The organism is Actinomadura sp. 6K520 (assembly GCF_004349245.1).
GTDB lineage: Bacteria > Actinomycetota > Actinomycetes > Streptosporangiales > Streptosporangiaceae > Spirillospora.
This window is the reverse complement of sequence record NZ_SMLC01000016.1, coordinates 1-13675: the sequence shown is the minus strand read 5'-3', so window position 1 is coordinate 13675 and position 13675 is coordinate 1. Positions and strand designations below refer to the sequence as shown.

Sequence of the window (13675 nt, the reverse complement as noted above, 5' to 3'; positions counted from 1 at the left end):
CCCTCCGCATCCGCCAATCGTGTCCCCCGTCCGGCGCTGTTTGCCTTAAAAAAGCTACATACGTCAGCGAAGGACTATTCGCCGCGAACCGGGTAAACAGTCCAGATCTTTGCCCGGGTTTTCCCTTCCCTCCCGAACTTCAACGCATCCGATGACCCTTCCCAGAGCCACCCGTTCCGCTCACTGTGACCCAGCTCACGCCCGATCGACCCGCTCCGCCGGATGCGGCGTCAGCACAACCACGATCTTCCGCTCCCCCACGAGGCCCGGCATGCAGGACCGGCCGCCCGATCGAACACCGGCCCCCTGCGGGCACCCGGACCGCCACCCGGAACGGCACCCACAACACCTCAGGCCCCTCACTCACCGGACGAGCCCCGCCAGCCCCGCCCGCAAAGACCTCACCAGGCCCGCCTACCGGAGATCCACGTCCGCCTATCTCAGTACGCACGACCCCGCGGACTGCGCTACAGTAATCAAGCCCGCTCCAACGGGCACCGGGACGTGGCGCAGTTTGGCAGCGCACTTGACTGGGGGTCAAGGGGTCGTGGGTTCAAATCCCGCCGTCCCGACAGCGTTTGTGCAGGTCAGCGGGCTAAAGCGGAGCCGCACTGTGGCCCCCCCACGGCGTTCGGGAGCCACAGGGGGAGCCGACACCCGCGGACTCAGGGCCAGAACGCGGCTTTGGTCCCAGATCGCGTCAGCCGGAAATGCCGCGCCGAGCACATGACACTTGATCAATACGGGTCGCGTTCTAGGGCCTGTCTCGAAGTCCGGTGTGCGGCGGTCTGCTGGACTACCGGCAGCGGCACGCCGTCGAATGCGGCATCAACCGGCTCAAACGCCACCGCGCCGTGGGCACGCGGTATGACAAGCTCGCCGTTCGCTACGGAGCCACCCTCCACATCGCCGTCATCAACGACTGGCTGGCGTGCCTTTGCAACACGCCCCAGTTCGTCAATCGGTGCGGCGGCGGCTGCGGATCTTGTCGAAGGCGGCGAGGGCGGTCCGGACCGGTCGAAGAGGTCGCCGACCGGATCCGCAGCGCCCGCGCCCGCAAGGACTGGATCATGGACACCTGCCTCCGCCGCCGCTCCTTACCTGCACCCTCCGCCCCCTGAGAGCGCTGCTCTGCGCCAGGGGACATGACGCATGGGCGTGGTGGAGATCGTGGACGAGGTTGCAGCCGTCCTGGAGTTCTCCGCCATAGCGGAACGGGATATCGGCGCAGTCCTCGGCCACGCCCGCAGCAGGCTCGCCGGCTGCAAACTGCCACGAGCGACCCGCGTCGTGGACAAATCACCCCGCACTGCGGTAGTTAAAGCCGATACTCCACCGCGAGATCCCTGTTCACTACCAGCAACGACGGACGCAACCGACCGTCCCCCGGACCCCTCCGCCCCCGCTGCCATCTCTGGTCAGTGGACAACCCCTACGAGACGCCCGCGACCGCCGGCAACCGCGTAATGCCCGCCCAAAGCGCAGCACCGAGGACGGCGACCGCTCCCGGTCCGAAAGATCTATCGCCCCCGGGAGCACCGACCATGAAGGAATACCGTGAACGACTCAGCACTGATCACCGTCGGGCTGCCGGTGGCGCTGGCCATCATCATGTTCGGGCTCGGGCTCTCCCTGACGCCCGGCGACTTCCGGCGGGTGGCCCGCAGCCCGAAGGCGGTGGCCGTCGCGCTCGGCCTGCAGATGTTCGTGCTGCCGCTGGTGGCCTTCGGCCTGGTCCAGGCCTTCGATGTCGATCCGCTGGTCGCGGTGGGCGTGATGCTCCTGGCCGCCTCACCGGGCGGCACGACGGCCAATCTCTTCAGCCACCTGTTCCGCGGTGACGTCGCGCTGAACGTGACGCTCACCGCGATCAACTCGGTGCTCGCCGCGGTCAGCATCCCGCTGATCACCAATCTGGCGATCGGTTTCTTCGACGCCGAAGGCACGCTCGGTCTCCAGTTCGGCAAGGTGATGCAGGTCGTCGCCATCGTCCTCGTGCCGGTCGGCGTCGGCATGCTGGTGCGCCGGCGGTCGGACGCCTTCGCCGCGCGTGCCGACCGGCCGGTGCGGATCTTCTCGATCGTGGTGCTGGTCGCGGTCTCCCTGGGCGCCATCCTCGGCGAGCGGGAGAACATAGTGGACTACGTCCGCGATGTCGGGCTCCTGGTTACGCTGTTCTGCCTGGCCAGCCTCACTCTCGGCTACACCGGAGCGCGGCTGTTCCGGCTCCGCCGAGAGCAGGCGATCGCCACCTCCATGGAGGTCGGCATCCACAACACGACCGTTGCGCTGACCATCGCTCTCAGCGTTCTGGACAGCACGGCAGTCGCCATCCCCGCCGCGGTCTACAGCATCGTCATGTACGTACTCGCCACCGCCTTCGGCTTCGCCATCACCCGCACCAACACCCCAAGCCGGCAGGAGACGGGGGCTCACACCTAGCTACTCGCACTGCGGGCCAGGCGGGAACGGGTCGCGGCCCGCGACCGCCAGCGACGCGCCGCGAGTCGGGATTGAGTCGTGACGCCGTCCGCCGGTCGCCCGCGAGCGGCCGCGACGACCTCTTGGTCCACACCCGGGACCGGCCAGCGCACCAAGGAACTCGACGCCTAGGGCGCCTATCTGCGGCGCCGCTGGGACCTAGGGTGCGCCAACGCCGCACGAGGAATCAGAACGACATCCTCGCGCAGCCGACCGACGGACGCGTGATGACGGCGAGGGCGGATGGAGCCGTCCACGCGCCGGCCCGCAGGTTTTGCGTGGGATCGCCATCGAACTCGAACCGTCCGTTGGGCCGTCGACGTTGCGGACGACGGCCGAGCAGGGGCAGCGGGCGTGCGCTCTTCCAGTTCCACCGCCAACGGGGCTATTAATGCGAAGAACTTCGCGTTACTCTGGGCGTGGTCCACGGAGAGGGGTGCCACATGGACGTGGAGCCGCGCGCGGCGGGGGCCGCGCGGCCCGGCGGCCGAACTGCGCGCACCCGTGCGGCGGTGTTGGCCGCGGCCCAGGAGGAACTGGAGGCCGCCGGGTACGCCGGACTCACCATGGAGAAGGTGGCCGAGCGTTCGGGCGTGCATCTGGCCACGCTGTACCGGCGCTGGCGGACGGTCGAGGGACTCGTCGTCGACCTGCTGGGCGAACTGGGCAGGAGCGAGATCCCGATACCGGACACCGGCTCGTTCAAGGGCGACCTCCGGGCGCTCGCGCTGGAGATCGCCGCCCTGTACCGGCAGCCCAGAGCGCGGGCGCTCGTCGAGGGCGTCGTGGCCGCCGCCGTCCGGTCCCCCGAGGCATCCACCGCCTGGGCAACGGTGATCGCCGAGCGCAACCGCCTCGCGTCCCGGATCGTCGAGCGGGCAATAGGACGCGGTGAACTACCGCCGGGGACGGACGGCATCGCGGTCATCAGCGCCGTCGGCGCTCCCATCTACTATCGCCTGCTCGTCGCCCGCGGGCCGGTGGACGACGAGGTCGCCGAGATCGCCGCCGCGGCCGCGCACGCCGCTGCCCTCAGCGGCGCCTTCACCCCCGGTGACTCCCCCGGCCCGTCATAGGCCGCGGCGTACACCCGCCGCACCAGCGAAAGGACCCGCAAATGCGCCAGGACATCGAGTTCGTCTCGGCCGGGACGACCCTCCGCGGATGGCTCTACACCCCCGAGGGCAGCTCTGGCCCGCACCCGGCGGTGGTCGTCACCCATGGACTCGGGGCGGTCAAGGAGCAGTACACCGACGACATCGCCGAAGCACTCGCCGCGGCCGGGCTGGCGGTCGTCCTGTACGACCATGCCTCGTTCGGCGCGAGCGACGGCGAGCCGCGCCAGGAGGTCGATCCCTGGACGCAGATCCAGGGCTACCGGGACGCCATCACCTTCCTGTGCACGCGTCCCGAGGTGGACGCCGAGCGCATCGGGGTGTTCGGGTCGAGTTTCTCGGGCGGGCACGTGCTCGTCGTCGGGGCCGTCGACCGGCGGGTCAAGGCCGTCTACTCGCAGGTGCCGGTCATCAGCGGCGGGACGACCCTGTCGCGGTTCATTCCCAGCGAGGCCCTCGCCGAGGTACGCAAGAGCTTCGACGCCGACCGGCTCGCCCGGTTCAACGGCGAGGCGCCGGCGATGATCCCCCTCATCACCGCTACCCCCGGGGAGCCCGCCGCGATGGCCGACCGGGAAACCTACGAGTGGTACCAGACGATCGAGCCGGAGCGCCTGGCGACGTGGCGCAACGAGGTCACGCTCCGGTCGGTGGAGGCGATCGCCGGCTACGAGCCGGGCGACTATATCGCCCGCATCTCCCCTACACCGCTCATGCTCGTCGTCGCCCAGCACGACATCCTCACTCACAGCGACCTGGCCTTCGCCGCCTACGAACGGGCCCTGCACCCCAAGCGGCTCGTCACCCTGCCCGGCGGCCACTTCGTCGTCTACAACCAGGAGTTCAAGAACACGCTCGCTCTCATGACCGAGTTCTTCCTCCAGCATCTCGCTTCCCGGACAGCCGCCTGACGCTCCAGCCGCACTGCCATGGCCACCGCTTTCGGGAGCGGTGTCGAGCAGGAACTGGTCACGCCGGCCCTCACATTCAGCGGGTTGAAGAGGAAATCCGTCATGCTGACGGTCAAGTGAGCAGTGAGCCCTCGGCCGAAGCCAGGCCGAGGGCTCACCGGTATGGCACGCGCGCGAGCGGTTACCGGGTGCCGTCTATCAGGCGGATGGCCAGGTCAGGGCTGAACTGTCCGGCGGGGATCCCGGCACCGATCCCGCAGTCGCCGTCAGAGTCGCCGGGGACCTTGACCCACAGTTCCAGTTCAGCGTCGGCTCCCTCGCGGGGCGGGGTGCCGAGCCTGCGTCCGGCCGGGTTGCACCACTCACCGTTGGAGCCGTTGCCGTTGCGGCTGGTGTCGACCACGAAGGTCTTGCCGCCGGGGAGCCCGGCGTTGACGGCGTTGGCGTAGGTGACCGACTGTTCGGTGGTGTAGTAGTTCGACACGTTGACCGAGAAGCCGCGTGCGTCCGCGATCCCGGCCGCCTGCAGACGCTGGGCCATGGTCCCGGCGGGAATCCAGTTGGCGTTGGCGGCGTCCAGGTAGACCCAGGCGTTCGGCGCCTTCTGCTTGAGCTGCTGCACACCGTATCTCAGCAGGTCGAGCCGGGTCTGCCGCTCGGTGTCGTTCGGCAGGCAGTCGAGTTGGGCGACCGCGTCGGGCTCCACCACAACGATCGCCTGGCGGCTGCCGATGGCCGTGGCGAACTGCCCGATCCAGGTGCGGTATGCCTCCGGGCTGCCCGCACCGCCGCCGGAGTGGCTGCCGCAGTCACGGCCCGGGACGTTGTAGGCCACCAGCATCGGTGTTGCGCCGGCCTGCTCGGCGCTGCCGACGTAGCGGGACACCGCCGCGGTGATGTCGCTGTTCCAGTTGCCGAACCAGCGTGCGATCGGCCGGTCGGCGATGGCCGCCTTGATGCGCGCGGCCCGCGGGTCGCCGGGGTTGGCGGCCACCCAGGCCGCCGGGTTGGAGTTCGGGTCGACGTACAGGTTGGCCGCGGCGATCGCCTTGGCCGCGGGTGCGGCGTAGGAGACGGCGCCGACCTTGGCGGCCTGCGGTTGCTGTCCGGTGACGTAGGCGCCGGTCAGCGCGGCCGTCGACGCGGTGAACGCGGCGACGGTGGTGATGGTCCATCTACGGAGAGCGGGTAGCACGGGGGTTCCTTCGTCGTCCGGTGTCATGGCGGGGGTTGCCGTCCGCGGGTTCTTCGGTCATATCTCGGCGGGGCATGGGGCAGCGGACGTGTTCAATGCACTTCTTCTGGCCATTTCCCGGGAAACTACCGACGTGCATAAATCCTGGTCAAGAGCCTTTTCACGCTTTCCATCTCCGGCCAGCCGCTGAGCGTCTCGCCGCCATTGTGAGCCGCTGCAAAGGGACCCGTCGGTGCTCTCGGGCGGTGGGCGTGCGGGTGATCACTTGTGGAACCATGCCTGCGAGTGTGCGTCCTCCTTGGTTGGATGGATTCACATGTTCATTCGAGGTGGAGGCGGACGTGCGGTCACTTCAGGCGGGGGATCCTGTATGGGTCGGGCCGTACCGAATCCTCGCCCGGCTCGGTTCGGGCGGGATGGGGGTCGTCTATCTGGCCCGCTCGCCGGGCGCCCGGCTGGCCGCGCTCAAGGTCATCCGGCCGGAGTTCGCCGACGGTGCGGCCTTCCGGGAGCGGTTTCGCCGCGAAGTCGCGGCGGCCAGCAAGGTGAGTGGGCTATATACGGCCCCGGTGCTGGACTCCGACGCCGACGCGCCACAGCCCTGGTTCGCCGCCGGCTACGTCCCCGCACCCACGCTGGACGAGGCCCTGGCGAGCACCGGAACGCTGCCCGAGTCCGCGGTCCGGGCGCTGGGCGCGGGACTGGCGGAGGCGCTGCAGGCGATCCACGGGGTCGGCCTGGTGCACCGCGATCTCAAGCCCGGCAACATCCTGCTGGCCGAGGACGGCCCCAAGATCATCGACTTCGGGATCGCCAAGGTCACCGACGCCACGCAGCTCACCGGCACCGGCGCCATGATGGGCACGGCGGCCTACATGGCTCCCGAGCAGATCACCGAAAGCAAGGACGCCGGGCCCGCGGCGGACGTGTTCTCGCTGGCGGGCGTGCTGGTCTACGCGGCCACGGGCACCAGGCCGTTCGGCGAGCGGGACCCGGCCACGGTGCTCTACGAGGTCATGTACGAAGAGCCAAGCCTCGACGGCGTGCCCGCGTCACTGCGTGAACTGCTGGCCGCCTGCCTGGTCAAAGAGCCGGCCGGACGCCCCGCGCTGGAATCCGTGCTCGCCGCGCTCACCCCGGTCGACCCGCGGGCGCTGAACTCACCCGCGCTGCGCCAGGAGGTGGCGGCCAGGGAAGCCGAGGCGAGCAGGGTCTCGGCGGAGCCGGTCACACCGCCCCCACCGCCACCGCGGGTCGATGACGCGGAGACGGCCAAGGTCGGACGCCGCCGGATCCTGGGTCTGGCCACCGCGGTCGCCATGGTCGGCATCGGCGCCGGGGCGACGGGCTGGACGCTGACCCGGGGGAACTCCAAGCCCGCCAGGCCTGCTCCCCGAGGAACCGCGCTCGCCGCGGCGCCCCCGCCCGCGTGGACGTTCACCCCGACTCGGCCCATCAGCGGGACGTCGACGGTGCTGGTGGCGGACGGTGTCGTGCTGTGGGGCGGCGAACAGGAGATGTACGGGGTGGCCGCCGACTCGGGACGGCAACTGTGGACGAAGGACAAGGCCAACGCCGAGTATTCGGGCAACGTCGCCCACGGACCGACGTTCGTCGCCCTCGGCGGCGTGGTCGGCGACTTCGAGGATCAGACGATCACGTTGGTCGACGCCCGGACCGGCAGGACCACGAACCTTCCCAGGCCGCTCGGCGTCACCTCCTCGTCCGTCCTCGGCGTGGTCGGCGACACGGTCGTCGTGCGTTCGCCAGGGGACGTCTGGGCGCTGGACCTGACCAGCGGCGAGATCCGGTGGCACCTCTCCGATCAAGGGTTGACTTCCGGGGCCGTCGACCAGACCAGCGTCTACCTCAGTACCGACCCCTCGCTCGCCGCCCTCGACCCCGTCACGGGCCGCGAACGCTGGGTCCGCACCTGGCCCGAGAGCGGCGGCGCCCGGGACGGGGCGAGCCTGGACATCGCGGTCGCAGGCGGGCGGGTGTTCGGCAACTTCGGCGACACCCTCCAGGCGGTCGACACCGCGACCGGGAGGCCCGTGTGGTCGCGGGACACCGACCGGCAATTCGACACCGTCGTCCCCGCGGGCGCCAACGTGATCTTCAAGAAAGAGGTTCTTCGGGCCTACGACCAGGCGACCGGCGCCGCCCGGTGGACGCTGGCCGGTCCGGAACCGTTCGCCGGCGAAGGGGGACACATCGCGGCGACCGGCGCTCTCGTCGCGGCCGCCTTCAACGCCCCGGCAGGCCCGTCCCAGGGCTTTCTCGTCACCGGGACCGACGGCCGAGCACTCTGGGCGCACTGGGGGCCGGCGGACACGCAGCGCGGCTGGGAGGTCGCGGTGTCCGGTTCGTCGGTCTTCGCGACCGACCACAAGCGGCTCTACCGGTTCGAGGCGGGCCGATGACGGCGGCGGCACTGGAGCCCGGCGATCCCGATCGCATCGGACGGTACCGCCTGCTGCGGCGCCTGGGCGAGGGCGGCATGGGGGTGGTCTACCTGGGCGCGTCCCCGGCGGGACGGGCGGTGGCCATCAAGGTCGTGCGGCCCGAACTCGCCGGAGACCATGATTTCCGCGCCAGGTTCCGAGGCGAGGTCGAGGCCGCCCGGAAGGTCAGCGGCGCGTTCACCAGCCCGGTCGTCGAGGCCGAACCCGACGGCACCGTCCCGTGGCTGGCGATCGCGTACGTCAACGGCCTCAGCCTGAAGGAGACGATCGAACGGTACGGGCCCATGCCCGAGCCGCTGCTGCGCACCCTCGGCGCCGGGCTGGGCGAGGCCCTGATCGCGATCCACGAGGCGGGCCTGCTGCACCGCGACCTCAAACCGGCCAACATCCTGCTCGCCAAGGACGGCCCCAAGGTCATCGACTTCGGCATCAGCAAGGCCGCCGGCACCGCCACACTCACCGCGGAGGGACAGTTCATCGGGTCCCCCGGCTACATGTCCCCCGAGCAGATCCACGGAACGCCCCTCACCCCGGCCGCCGACGTGTTCGCCTACGGTGCCGTGCTGGCCTTCGCCGCCACCGGCCGCCCGCCGTTCGGCAAGGGCACCGTCCCCGCGATCATCCATCGGACCCTGCACGAAGAACCCGATCTGCGGGGCGTACCGGCGTCCCTGGCTCAGCTCGTGACCGCCTGCCTCAGCCGGGATCCCGACCGGCGTCCGCCCGCGACGCTGCTGCCGGCGCTGCTGGCCGCCGAGCCGGCCGCGCCGGGCTGGCTCCCCGGCGACATGGGCGAGGAGCTGCGGCGGCGGGAGGACACCCTCGTCCTGGATCTGCGCACGCTCGCCAGGGCCCGCACCCGGCGTCGGCTGCTGGTCGGCGGGGCCGCCGCCGCCGGACTCGCCGCCATCGGCGGCGGAACCGCCGCGGCACTGGCCGCGACCCAGGGCGAGAGGGGACACCGGCTCGCCCCGCCGAAGTTGCTGTGGCGAACCGCGATCAAAGAGGTGGACGACATCGCCCTCGTGGTCCGCTCACGATCGATCATCTCGGTCGCCCGCAGGGTCTTCGAGGACGAGTTCCGCGGCTACTCGCTGGCCACCGGACGGCAGATCTGGTCCGAAGCCGGCCGGTTGGCCGCCGGACCGACGCTCATCTACACGATGGCCGGCTCCGGCGGCGCGGTCGTCGCCATGGACGACTCCCAGACGGTCAAGTGGACCTACGACCCACCGGCGGAGTATCGGTACCCGGAGCTGATGGGGCCGGCCAACGGCCTGCTGGCCCTCAGCGGGGATCGAACGATCACCGGCCTGAACCCGGCCACCGGCCGCCGGCTCTGGATCCGCGAGTGGCCGCAGGCGTCGTACACCGTTCTCTACGGCATCCAAGGCCGCACCCTCCTTGCCGGGGCGATCAAGGAGGAAGGCGAGAGCCGACACCTCGCGCTCGACATCACGACGGGCGCGGTCCGGTGGTCCAGGCCGCGCAAGACAATGCTCGTGATGCCGCGCGACGGTGACCTGATCTTCGCCGGTTCCTCTCGTACCACTCTCGACGCACTGTCGGCCGCCACCGGCCGGAAGGTCTGGAGCGCCGACCTCCCCAACACCGCACGGGACTCCGACGACGAGGACGCGCTCTCGCTCAACGTGACCGTGGCCAATGGACTGGTCTATTTGAACGGGCCGACCATCTACGCCCTGGACCCGTCCACCGGCCGGCAGCGGTGGACCTATACGCCGACCTCACCTGACGGCCGGACACGAAACTTCCTAGTCAACGGACCATACGCCTACATCTTGGACAGCCCACGACTCGTCGCCCTCGATGCCCGCACTGGCCGGCGTCTCTGGTCCGCCGACACCCCCGTGTCCAACACCGCCCCGCTGGTCGCCGCCGGCGGGCTGATCTGCACCGGCGTGGCAGGCACCACGGGCTCGGGGCTCTACGCCTGGGACGCCGAGACCGGGCAGATCATCTGGAACTACCCCATGAAAACCCCTGTCTCCACCAAGCAATGGGAATTCAGCACCAAGGGACCCATTCTCGCCGCCGCGCACGGCGGCGCGCTGCTCGCCTTTCACCTCGGCTGAGCCGATGACGGCCCCAGTCCGAGAACTGCTTCCGCGGTGAGTCGATTCGATCAGCCTCACGCCGCCTGCCCGGCGGGGGCGAGGGTGCCGGTTTCGCCGGGACGGAGGATGCGGTCGCGTGTGACGGTGATGCTCAGTCCGGCCGGCTCGCACAGGTGCGTCACCGTGGCCGGCGCCTGTGTCCGGCGCGCCAGGACGGCTGGGCACAGTGGTGATCACCACATCATTGAATCGGAATTCTGAACTCCGATTTAACTATGATCAAGCCGTGTACTTGACTCAGTCCACCGATCTGGCCCTGCGGGTGCTGATGCTGCTCGGAGCCCGCGACCAGCGCAGATCCGCCGCCGACCTGGCCGAACGTCTGCACGTCGCCCCCCAGCACATGGCGAAGATCGTGCAGCGGCTCCGCGGGCACGGTCTCGTCCGGACGTCCCGGGGCCGGGGCGGCGGAGTCGTCCTCGGCGACGGAGTGCTCGAGCGTTCCGTGGGCGAGATCGTCCGGGTGCTGGAGGGCCCCGCCGAGGCCGTCGACTGCGACCGCCCGCCGTGCCCGCTCCGCGACGGGTGCCGCCTGCGCAGTGCGCTGCGGACGGCGCAGGAGGCGTTCCTCGCCTCGCTGAACCAAGTACGGCTCCAAGAGCTGGTGACCGGGCCCCCCGAACCGGTCCTGCTCTCCCTGGCGCTGCCGAGCCCGGCGGCGTCTCCCCCACCGGAAGGCTCCTGATGCTCTCCTCCGACCACGCCGACATCGTGCGCACCACGCTGCCCGCCGTCGGCGCCCACGGTATCGAGATCACCGGCCGGTTCTACTCCGCCATGTTCGCCGCGCATCCGGAGCTGCGGCACCTGTTCAACCAGGGCAACCAGGCGAACGGCGAGCAACGCCAGGCGCTCGCCGGCTCGGTCGCCGCGTTCGCCGCGCACCTGGTCTCCCCCGACTCCGCCACGCCGTTCCAGCAGATGCTGTCACGGATCGCGCACAAGCACGCCTCACTCGGCATCCGCCCCGAGCAGTACACGATCGTCGGGCGGCACCTCCTGGACGCGGTGGCCGACGTGCTCGGCGACGCGGTGACCCCGCAGGTGCACGCGGCCTGGTCGGAGGTGTACTGGCTGTTCGCGACGCTGCTGATCGCCGAGGAGGCCAGACTCTACCGGGACGCCGCGTGCGACCCGGCGGCGCCGTACCGGCCGTGGCGGGTCGTGGAACGGCGTCACGAGGCCGACGACGTCGTCTCGTTCGTACTGGTGCCCGCCGACGGCGGCACGATCCCCACACACCGCCCCGGCCAGTACGTCTCCGTCGCCGTGACACTGCCGGACGGGCTGCGCCAGCCCCGCCAGTACACGCTGTCGCGGGCGGCGGGCGACACCGCGCAGATCACGGTCCGCCGGGTCCGCGGCGACCAGGCGCCGGACGGCGCCGTCTCCAACCACCTCTTCGACCACGTCCCGGTCGGAGAGCAACTCCAGCTCTCCCGGCCGTTCGGCGACGTCTTCCTGGACGACGACGAGGACCCGCTCGTCCTGATCAGCGCCGGCATCGGCATCACCCCGGCCGCCGCGATGATCGACCACCTGGCGGCCGCGGACCCGGACCGCCCCGTCCTCGCCGTCCACGCCGACCGGAGCCCGCGCACCCACGCGCTGCGCGAGCAGATCGCCGCCGCGGGCGGCCGGATGACCGATTTCCGGCAACTGACCTGGTACGAAGAGCCCGGCGAACTCTCAGCGGACGTCCGGCCCGGCTGGATCGACGTGGCCGAACTGCCGCTGCCGGACAAGGCCCGCGTGTTCATGTGCGGCTCGCTGCCGTTCATGCGGAAGATCCGGCGGGGCCTGCACGACGCAGGCGTCTCCGACGAGCGCATCCGCTACGAAGTGTTCGGCCCCGACCTCTGGATCCGCTGACCCAGCGAAACACGGCGCGAAGAACTGCAAGCCAACGGCGCCGCTACATCGGCACCAGCCCAAGTTCTGCGGTCGTGCGCAACGAGTGGTTCCGTCCGCTGAGGGGCCGGGTCAGCGGGGAAGGATCTGGGTGTCGTCCGGTGATTCGGGGTCGCGTCTGAAGGCGGCGGCGGGCTGGTAGTGCGGCGGGATGGGCTTGCCTTCGCTGGAGCGGGCGACCATGGCGGCGTCGCAGGTGTTGCAGAGGAGGGCCTTGTTCCAGCTGGTGACGGACAGCTGGGTGCCCCGCGAGTACTGGGTGAGGGCGCGGGGGCGCTGGATCAGGTCGCCGCCGCCGCAGGTGGCGCAGGTCACCGCCGCGTCGCGGGGGAACGAGGCGCCACACGCCTCACAGACGATCTGAATGCCGTCCGGTCCAGGTCGGCCGACGAGGTTCTCCTCCTCACCGCAGTGCGGGCAGGCGATGTTTCGCGGCACGGTCCGTCTCTTTCACTCGGCATCAGCGGCTTCGACCTAATTTTACGTGAGGTGAGAGTGGAGATGCGGGACTCGTCAGGAGGGTGACCGGTCGTCAGCGACGGCGACCCCGTCCTGGAGTTGGGCGACATCCGCCACGTCCACTTCATGGACGACCCGCCAACTCCCGGGACGCGTTCTCGCGTTCGAAGACGTAGCGCGCCCCGGTGCGCCTGCATCGGTCCGCCAGGAGTTCTTGGCGTGCGCCGTCAACCAGGTAGATGCGATAGACCGCCAATATCCCTCCTCTCGATCGCCGATCCGAAATGCGCCTGGTCGGCGCGGAAGTCTGAGGTACCGTATGACCGTACTCTACACTAACGTTAGAGTAGGGTAGAGACTTCGGAGGTCGGATGCCCCTCTACAGGTTTCGGATGGTCGGCGGTGCGGAGCACCGGGTGGAGGCGCACCGGCTCCGGATGGACGAGCTTCGCGTGTACGCCGAGAGTTGCCGCATGGGGGCGTCCCCGCCATGGGTGGTCGTCCTGCGGTTGCCGCTGGCGGAGATTCTGGACGTTCACCGCCGGCTGGAGCTTGCCACGATTGGCTGATCGCGCCGGTGGAGAGCCCGTCCGGGCTGAAGTACCTGCCCAGTCCGCGAACCGGAACCATTGGCCGAACGCCGGATGACGCTCGGTGAGCCCAACGGGGAGCGACCGTGTTCCTATCGCGTTCGGCGCGGTGTCGTTCCCCGGCTGAGCCGAGGGACGGTGACGGCCGCAGTCGCTTCAGTTTGGATGTCCGCTTTTCCGGGGCTCGCGGTCCGGCCCCGGTGCCCTTTCGCATTCTTCGTCCGCCGGGAATCGCGGGGGCCGCACGAGGGTCACGAGGAGTCCGATCAGTGCCGGGAGGGCCGCGGAGAGCATGAGTGGTGGTGTGTAAGAGCCGGCCAGGTCGTGGCCCAGGGCCAGGAGGATGGGGCCGAATGCGGTGGAGGCGACGGTGGCGGCGTGGATGATGCCGCGCAGCGCGCCGATGTGGG

General features: G+C 70.1%; 11 protein-coding genes, 1 tRNA gene and 1 pseudogene. 10 read left to right on the top strand and 3 right to left on the bottom strand.

The features are described 5' to 3' along the window. Positions 1–498: 498 nt before the first annotated feature. The 5 genes from E1289_RS06785 (at position 499) to E1289_RS06765 (ending at position 4507) form a co-directional block, all read left to right on the top strand. Positions 499–572 (top strand) — tRNA-Pro (locus E1289_RS06785). Between the two features lie 204 nt (positions 573–776). Further along, positions 777–1121, top strand: coding sequence for a transposase (locus tag E1289_RS38895; protein WP_207928828.1), 345 nt, complete (start codon positions 777–779; stop codon positions 1119–1121). Positions 1122–1557: 436 nt separating this feature from the next. Further along, positions 1558–2442, top strand: a complete 885-nt coding sequence (locus E1289_RS06775; RefSeq protein WP_131976432.1) for a bile acid:sodium symporter family protein — start codon at positions 1558–1560, stop codon at positions 2440–2442. A gap of 482 nt (positions 2443–2924) precedes the next feature. After that, positions 2925–3557, top strand: coding sequence for a TetR/AcrR family transcriptional regulator (locus tag E1289_RS06770; RefSeq protein WP_131976430.1), 633 nt, complete (start codon positions 2925–2927; stop codon positions 3555–3557). 41 nt (positions 3558–3598) lie between these two features. Beyond that, on the top strand, positions 3599–4507 hold the full coding sequence (locus E1289_RS06765; protein ID WP_131976428.1) for an alpha/beta hydrolase: 909 nt from the start codon (positions 3599–3601) through the stop codon (positions 4505–4507). Positions 4508–4688: 181 nt separating this feature from the next. Here the strand turns inward: E1289_RS06765 and E1289_RS06760 are convergent, their stop codons facing one another. Beyond that, the gene (locus E1289_RS06760; protein WP_243712661.1) at positions 4689–5702 is read right to left on the bottom strand and encodes a glycoside hydrolase family 6 protein; all 1014 of its coding nucleotides are present in this window, start codon (positions 5700–5702) and stop codon (positions 4689–4691) included. Positions 5703–6043: 341 nt separating this feature from the next. Between E1289_RS06760 and E1289_RS06755 the strand changes: the two genes are divergently transcribed. From E1289_RS06755 to E1289_RS06740, 4 genes are all read left to right on the top strand, one after another. Then, the gene (locus tag E1289_RS06755) at positions 6044–8125 is read left to right on the top strand and encodes a serine/threonine-protein kinase (RefSeq protein ID WP_165970376.1); all 2082 of its coding nucleotides are present in this window, start codon (positions 6044–6046) and stop codon (positions 8123–8125) included. Next, complete coding sequence (locus E1289_RS06750) at positions 8122–10263, top strand: serine/threonine-protein kinase (RefSeq protein WP_131976422.1); 2142 nt, start codon at positions 8122–8124, stop codon at positions 10261–10263. Before E1289_RS06755 ends, E1289_RS06750 begins: the two co-directional genes overlap by 4 nt. A gap of 268 nt (positions 10264–10531) precedes the next feature. Beyond that, positions 10532–10990, top strand: coding sequence for an Rrf2 family transcriptional regulator (locus E1289_RS06745; protein ID WP_131976420.1), 459 nt, complete (start codon positions 10532–10534; stop codon positions 10988–10990). Next, positions 10990–12177, top strand: coding sequence for a globin domain-containing protein (locus tag E1289_RS06740; RefSeq protein WP_131976418.1), 1188 nt, complete (start codon positions 10990–10992; stop codon positions 12175–12177). Before E1289_RS06745 ends, E1289_RS06740 begins: the two co-directional genes overlap by 1 nt. Positions 12178–12288: 111 nt before the next feature. Here E1289_RS06740 and E1289_RS06735 read toward each other — a convergent pair whose 3' ends face one another. Beyond that, positions 12289–12654 carry a hypothetical protein gene (locus tag E1289_RS06735; RefSeq protein ID WP_131976416.1) on the bottom strand — a complete coding sequence of 122 codons (366 nt, stop codon included), beginning with the start codon at positions 12652–12654 and terminating at the stop codon, positions 12289–12291. 392 nt (positions 12655–13046) lie between these two features. Between E1289_RS06735 and E1289_RS06730 the strand changes: the two genes are divergently transcribed. Next, positions 13047–13244: a hypothetical protein gene (locus E1289_RS06730; protein WP_131976414.1), complete on the top strand. Its 198-nt coding sequence runs from the start codon at positions 13047–13049 to the stop codon at positions 13242–13244. A gap of 177 nt (positions 13245–13421) precedes the next feature. Here the strand turns inward: E1289_RS06730 and E1289_RS38890 are convergent. Then, positions 13422–13675: pseudogene (locus tag E1289_RS38890) on the bottom strand (hypothetical protein); the annotation flags it as partial.